5 protein-coding genes are annotated in these 7,110 nt (G+C 56.2%); 1 reads left to right on the forward strand and 4 read right to left on the reverse strand.

Features of this window, described 5'->3' with window-relative positions:
- The first annotated feature begins 129 nt into the window (after window positions 1-129).
- Complete coding sequence (locus Q0J85_RS15105) at window positions 130-765, forward strand: N-acetylmuramoyl-L-alanine amidase (protein ID WP_294483107.1); 636 nt, start codon at window positions 130-132, stop codon at window positions 763-765.
- Window positions 766-816: 51 nt separating this feature from the next.
- Here Q0J85_RS15105 and Q0J85_RS15110 read toward each other — a convergent pair whose 3' ends face one another.
- The 4 genes from Q0J85_RS15110 to Q0J85_RS15125 all read right to left on the reverse strand — a co-directional run bounded on the left by Q0J85_RS15110 (window position 817) and on the right by Q0J85_RS15125 (window position 6,710).
- The gene (locus Q0J85_RS15110; RefSeq protein WP_294483108.1) at window positions 817-4,932 is read right to left on the reverse strand and encodes a cobaltochelatase subunit CobN; all 4,116 of its coding nucleotides are present in this window, start codon (window positions 4,930-4,932) and stop codon (window positions 817-819) included.
- A 92-nt stretch (window positions 4,933-5,024) separates the two neighbouring features.
- Entirely contained in the window at window positions 5,025-5,486 is a 462-nt protein-coding gene (locus Q0J85_RS15115) for a hypothetical protein (RefSeq protein ID WP_294483110.1), read from the reverse strand.
- Between the two features lie 28 nt (window positions 5,487-5,514).
- Window positions 5,515-6,588 carry a prepilin-type N-terminal cleavage/methylation domain-containing protein gene (locus tag Q0J85_RS15120; protein WP_367274673.1) on the reverse strand — a complete coding sequence of 358 codons (1,074 nt, stop codon included), beginning with the start codon at window positions 6,586-6,588 and terminating at the stop codon, window positions 5,515-5,517.
- On the reverse strand, window positions 6,513-6,710 hold the full coding sequence (locus Q0J85_RS15125; RefSeq protein ID WP_294483114.1) for a hypothetical protein: 198 nt from the start codon (window positions 6,708-6,710) through the stop codon (window positions 6,513-6,515). Before Q0J85_RS15125 ends, Q0J85_RS15120 begins: the two co-directional genes overlap by 76 nt.
- Between the last annotated feature and the right edge of the window lie 400 nt (window positions 6,711-7,110).

The raw sequence follows: 7,110 nt of genomic DNA on the forward strand, positions 1-7,110 counted from the left end.
ATCGTCGTCTGACGGCATTCATTTTGTGGCCATTTCCCCTTTCGAAAATCTCCCCTCGATCCACCATCACCATGGAGCTGGCTGGGCGCTTACGCTCAAAAAAAGGGAATCCAGATTCCGCGCTGCTACGTGCCGGAGCCTGGAAAAGCCGCCTGGTTCCGGAAGAACATCGCCGGGCCGGAACCGGAGGACCGCGGCAGACGGTCGCTCTCATTTGTGCGGGCGCTTATTGAGGACAACGACTACAACCGGCGCTACAAGCTGCCGGGAAGGTTTGAGGCGGTGAAGTATGTGACGATCCACAACACCGCCGAACCGTTTTCCGCCCGGCAGGAGCGCGACCGGGTTGATTCCCGGCGGGACAACGCGAGCGTTTCGTTCCACTTCGCGGTGGATGAGCGCGAGGCGGTTCAGATTCTGCCTCTCGACATCCACGGCTGGCACGCAGGAGACGGCGCCGAGGGGCCCGGCAATACGCAGAGCTTCGGCATCGAGATCTGCCGCAGCCAGTGCCGCGGCCCGGCGGACTGGCAGTACCGCCGCAGCGAGGAGAATGCGGAGATTCTGGCCTGCGCGCTCCTGCGTCACTTCAAACTGACGGCGGCGGATTTGCGCATGCATCAGGATTGGAGCGGCAAATACTGTCCGCACCGGATTCTCGAGGAGAACCGTTTCGAATCATTTCGCGCGCGTATTGCTGAGCGTCTCGCCGGAAAGCCCGATTCAGAGGAGCGCAAAGTCCTGCGCGGACTTGCCGGAAAATAGTCCTGTTCCAGGTTCACGGGAAGGATCCTCCTATTGTGTCGTCCCCCGGCTTCAGAGCCGTTTACGTCTGCGGCGACTGCCGAGGAATACCGCAAGGAGTGCGATCAGAATGATCGCTCCGATGACGATCTTTCCGGCGATTCCGTCAGGTTGTACGGAGCGTCGTTCCGGATCGATCTGCTCTTCTTTGAGGATCTGTCCTTCGACGTTTTCGTTTTCCTTTGCGGGAACTTCGCGTATCCGGCGAATCGCCTCCTGATAGGCGGCTGCCGCCTGCGGATCGTCGCTGAGGTTCCGGGCGATCATCTCCCGGAGTTTCTGATTGTTGCAGACAAAACCGCTGCAGCCCGGGGAGTATTTTTCGACGAGCCCGGCATGAAGTTGTGCGATCTGCCTGATTGTCTCGTCATCGGCTTTCCAGTAGCCTTTCCGGATCGTTTCCAGCATGATCGCCGTCATTTCCTGATAGGCATACGGATTTTTCTTCTCAAAATACTCCTTCACGCCCAGTTTCAGGCTGTCATCGACATAGACCTTCTTATACTCTTCCCAGAGATAATCCTGAATCATGTCCGGCTTGGTGACTTCCCAGCCGTAGGTGTTGCTGAAGTAGGCGGCAAAGGTGTTCGCACCTGTAGGGCCCTCCTCCATCATTTCGCGAATGTATTTCGGGTTCAGAACAGTAGTGCGTGCCTCACTCATGACTGCCTGGGCGCCGGTCTGAACCTTTGCCCGGCCGGGTGTTCGCAGGTCATTGAAATAGACCTCCGGTTCTTTCCCGGTAATGTGGCGGATCGCAAGATTCGCACCTCCGGTGAACTCATATACGTGGTCAAGGGAGAGCGGCCCCCATGCGCTCGAAGAGCGGGACTGCACGACTGTATCGGTGTTCTGCAGTGCGGCGCGGTAAACGCCTGGAACATTCACTCCCCAATGTTCTTCCGTATAGAGCGTACCACGGCTGCGGATGAATGCTTCGGCGACAGCCGCGGGATCGTCCCAGCGGTCTCCAGCTTTGACGGTATCGCCGACTCCGGGGCCGTTATCTTCACCGTTGCCTCCGCCGAAGATGCGGGCATTCGCAAGCTGTTTCGCCTGTTCCGGAGAGAAACCGCTTTCGATCAGGGCGCGGGCGGCGGCGACGGTTCCTTCGGCGACATAGTTCGCGTATTCGCCGGATTTATCGGCAGCCGCGAGTCGGATCGCGCGGTCGATGAGCCGCATGCGGCTTGTGGCGGCACCACGGAATTGAACCGAGGTCTGTATGACCACGTCAATACGCGGGCGACCGAGTTCGGAAAGCGGGATCAGGCGGACATCCTGCACTCTGCCGCGCGCGTCCCAGACGGGCTCGACGCCGAGCAGGTAGAAGATTTCACCGATATCCGAGCCGTGGGTGTTGATGAATTCGCCGCCCCAGACTGTGAACGACACCTTTTTCGGATATTTTCCGGTCGATTTGCGTTTCTGCGCGATCAGTTCCTCGGCAAGCTGCTTCCCGACTGCGAAACTTTCCGGCGTCGGAGTGCGTTCCGGGTCGATGCCGTAGAGATTGCGGCCGGTCGGAACGGCTTCCGGATTGCCGATCGGGTCATTGCCCGGCGACGGATAGAGATAGCCGCCGGAGAGCGCGTTGACGAATGCGTCGAGTTCCGCCGGCGTCGATTTCAGCAGATTCTCATACGCTTCCACCGCTCGCAGTTCCGGCGCAAATTTCTTGAGCGGATTTTCTTCGGAGGCGCGGCGTACGCCCATTCCCATGCCGCCCATGCCGCCCATCGGCATTCCGCCGGCTCTGGCCATGGAGGGAGCTTTCGGGTTTGCCTGTGCCTCGGCTTTCCGCTTCGCTGCCGCCGCTTTCCGCGCTTTTTCCTGTACGATCCGGACGGAGGGCAGCAGTTGTCTGCCGCTGCGGACGTCGGCGAAGGCGCGGTCGATCCGTTCCCCCGCCGGTTTCAGATAGTTGTTGTGGTAGAAGAAGCTGTCGGAACGTTTCTTCCTGTCGACCTTGCCGGCTTCGACGTCCGCCTTGAACATGTCGTAGGCGACCATGTCCACCGTCATGAGTTTTGCGGTTTCCTCCGCTTCGGCGTTCGTGTAGGAGCGTCCGAGCACATAGAGTCCGCGGTTGATTTTCTCGCCCTGAAGATCGTGCAGGTAATTGTGCAGAAGCTCCAGATCGGCTTCATTGAGTTTGCCGGCGGCGAAATCCGGGCTGAACTGGAGCTCGTGGTCGAACTTCTCCTTCTTCGCCAGTTCGATGATAGACTTGCCGTACTCCTCCTTGAGCCGCGCGTCCTCGACCAGTGCGCGCATTTCGATCTTGCGGTCAAGCTCGCGGATCGTGCCGTAGCCGTCGGCATACATGAACGGTGCGGTCAGATGGCTGATGAGCGCCGCGTAACTGCGGCGTTTGGCAATCTGCGCCTCGCCCATGTCGTTCATCATGTAAAGATAGTAGTGCGGCATTTCGCCGATGAGCACGTCCGGCCAGTCGTAGCTGGAGAGCGCAACCTGCTTCCACGGGGTGAACTCAAGACTGCCGTGCGTTCCGAAATGAATCAGGGCGTCGGCGTCGAATTTGTGCCGTATCCAGAGATAGGTCGCGATATAGGGATGCGGCGGGGCCATTTTCACGCCGTGCACGACTTTGTCCGTGTCCTCCCCTTCGCCGGAAATGGACTGCGGCATCAGCACGATGTTGCCGAACCGGAGCATGCCGAGCGCAAGTTTGCCGTCCGGAGTGCGGAAGGTTTCCCCCGGGAATTCGCCGTAGCGCGCCGTCACGGTTTCATAAAGATCGGCGGGCATGCTTTTCCGTATCCACTCTTCATATTCCTCCCGCGAGATTTTCTCCATCTTCGCTTTTTCCATGAACTCCTGCATCGCGCCTTTCGCGTAGGCGCCGAAGACTGCGGCGTTGTCCTGAATCTGGCGGAGCAGCTCTTCGGTGGATTCCGGCAGGTTGCCGGTGTTGAAACCCGCTTTTTGCAGATGCCGCAGGAGGTTCAGCAGGGAGTCGCCGACCTCGATTCCTCCGGCGGTCAGCGCGTTTTTCCCGTGTCCCTTGTAGTAAATGATCGCCACTTTCTTGTCGGCGTTTTTCTTGTGCCGCATTGCCGTAATCTTGCGGACGAGCTCGGCGAAGCGTTCGACGCGGTCGGGAATCGCCTTGTAGGCGAGCAGGCCCCGTTCGTTGCGGAAGAGGGCGGAGAGCACGAAGGGCGCGACGGCTCCGTCGATTTCCGGCATGGTCACGCTCTGGCTGAGCATGCCGCCGTCCATGCCGCGCTGGTCTTTGAGATAGACGTCATACGGCTGGTCGCTCTTGATCGGGCAGAGCAGGGGAATGTTGTATTTCGCGAGAATTCCAACCGCTCCCTCCGGGTCGCGTGAACCGAGCCTGCCGTGAGGCTGGTAGATGATGAGATCCGGTTTCGCCTCTTCGATCATTTCGGTCAGGCGCCCCATGCCGTTGATTGCCACGACGTTGAGTTTGCGTTTCTCAAGCGCTTCGATGAGCTTTCCGAGGTCGCCGCCGCCGTTGCCGGAATAGAGCAGAACCATGGAGGATTCCGGATGGTAACGGCCGATCGATTTGTAATAATCCAGATACTCCTTGTAGGTCATGAACCCGGCTTTTTCGTCGATGTGGAAGAAGACGCTGCGCGGCATGATTTTGACGGGTTCGATCTTGCCCGCCCGCAGGCGCTTGCCGTCCAGTTCGCGCCGGATATAATTCAGCATGTTGCGGAAATTGTCCTTGCCGCCGTTGCGCATATAGTCCGCAATGACCTTCCGCTGTTCAGGCGTCATGGTGTTTTTCGCGGTTTCGTTGTTCGGCGTCGAGGTCAGGTAGATCGGCTTTTCCAGCGAGTCAAGAATCGCCCGCTGGCGTTCGGAAATATTGGTTCCCATGCCGAAGAAAAGGATTGCGTCGTAATTGCGCAGTTCCTCGCCGGAGTCCGGCCCCCAGGGCAGGACGGAAACTTCAATCGCCGGATTGATGGGCTGGTCGAGATCTTCGGCAAGCACGTATTCCGGATAATTCACGAAGGCGATTCTGGTCGGCGAGGCATATTTCCAGTATCCCCATACCCCGGAGACGGTACAGAGAATCGACAGGAGAATACAGAAGAGAATGAGGCGTCGGATTTTGGGTTTCATGGTGAAGTGTTTTTTCCTTGTCAGGTGAAATCAGAAAAAGCCGGAGACCAACTCTGGCGTCTTTCCCCGGCATGAACAAAGATTCTGATGGTTCAGATGGTACGGACGCCGCCGAACCGGTAAGCGTTTTTCAGTTTGATGAATTCGAACCGCACTCGAGAGCCCTCCTCTCCGAGTCTGGCGTCAACGAACCTTCGAGAGGATCGATTCCCGGCGAAAGTCATGGGGCGCGGGTCACAGAGGTGCCCGGAATTGCGGTGAAGGTTCAGCAGGTCGATGCTCTCCCGGAAAGGATTGGTTCCGGTCTCGGCCTGAATCATCATGAGTTCACGATCGTCATAGGCGAAAATCCGTTTGATTGCTCTTTCGCCGCGCGTACGGTGCAATTCGAGAACCTTTTCCGCAAGCGAAGTCAGTTCTCGCTGTTGCTCTGGCGAGTTTACCGGTATTTCCTGCAGAAGCAGCGATTCGTCGATTTTCTCCCGCCCGTTGATAAACCAGGCGAAAACCGCTCCGCAGGAGAGAAGAATCAGAAGAATGATTTTTCGTTTCATATTTGCAGTTCCTCTTCTGGATAGTCAATTATTGATGGGACGGCGCTTCATCGCCGTCGCTGTATTCCGGATCGTAGAGCCGCAGATCAGAGTCCGTACTGCCAAGACTGCCGATCCGGTAGGTTCTGCCGATTTCGCATGAACGCAGCAGCCCGGCTTCCTCAGAGGATACGTGCCCGTCAGCCCAGGCAATGTTGGCGCGTGACGCGTGGCGGAAATGGGTGTTTCCCGCGATGATCGACCAGCAGAGAGTGAAACTCGACAATGTTCCCCAGCTTGAGGTTCCGCCGTCTTTTCCCGCCGCATCGCCGAAACTTACAATTGCTGAAGGTTTTTTGACTTTGCTGTCCTTAATCATGGTGGCAGCGATCGTCATCGGTCCCATGGATGTCGGCAGCGCAAATCCGTGTATCGACGGGTTTGCCCCGTAACCGCTGGCTGAAGCCGAGGTGACATCCTGCCCGTCCCAGCAAGGCTTGAGCGACGGTTCCGGGCAGAAGAACACATTGCTCGCGATCGATCCCATCGACTCCTGTGTAAGTCCTCCTCTCATCAGATACGGTGTCAGGTATCCCTCCCGGGTGTAATCGAGATACGGCGAAGTTGCGCGAACGGCATTCCAGGCTTTGAGTCCGCTTCCAGCCATTTTTTCCGCTGCGGGGCAGAAGTAACCGTAGTCGGAGGTGTAAAATGCGTCAGCCGCTCCGATCTGTTTGAGACGCGATACGCAGGACGCGGTATATCCACGTGACCGTGCCTGGTTCAACGCCGGCAGCAGCATCGATGCAAGAATCGCGATGATCGCAATTACTACCAGAAGTTCGATAAGTGTAAATGCGACCTTGAAGGTTTTGCATCCCTGCTTCCAGCGGGGTGCTGATACCGCGTACGGCGCGGTGCCGGAAGCGACGGCCGCTTGTCGGTGGAGGCGCAGTGTTGTGTTGTGATTATCGGCTGAAAGGAAATTTAAGAAAGTGCGGGATGAGAAGCTGCTTTCTTCTGCCGTTTTTTCTTTTCCACGGCCTTCTAACGACCACGGGGCGATTGGGAGTGGAAGGGATGGATGATGTTTTTTTTCACGGGAAACTTCGTCAGGTTGAATCCCGTGAACGTCCGATCACGGAAGGAGCGAGAGTTGTTCTTCCTCTCTTCCGTCCGGTTCCGCAGCAGGTTCAACGGCTGGGCAGCGCCCTCCCGGAACACTATCGGCTGGCGGTTTTTCATGATGTTTCTCCTTTCAAAAAAAATGAATGTGGTATCTGATTATTAGCCTTGTCTAATTTTGTGATGTTAAAAAAACTCCATCTGGTTTGGGAGCTTTTTATATGATTAATATATTTCCAGAGAAAGAAAAGTCAAGTGCTGAAATTAGATTAATCTAATTATTTTTAAAGGAAGCGGAATCCGTAGGGAGGAAGGTGCGAAAAACGAGAGGACAACAAGAGAAGCTATCGTAACCATGTTACGATATTTATTTTTTTGTATTTTACGCTGCACTGCAATTGATATACATGGTATTTGAGCTGAAATCTCATTTTTTTTAATGAATGAGGTAATTTCAAAAGTTTTTAATTCGGCGGGATGAAAAAAGAGGCAGAAGGTTCATCTTAACTCTGGGACTATC

The organism is uncultured Victivallis sp. (genome assembly GCA_944389935.1).
Lineage (GTDB): Bacteria > Verrucomicrobiota > Lentisphaeria > Victivallales > Victivallaceae > Victivallis.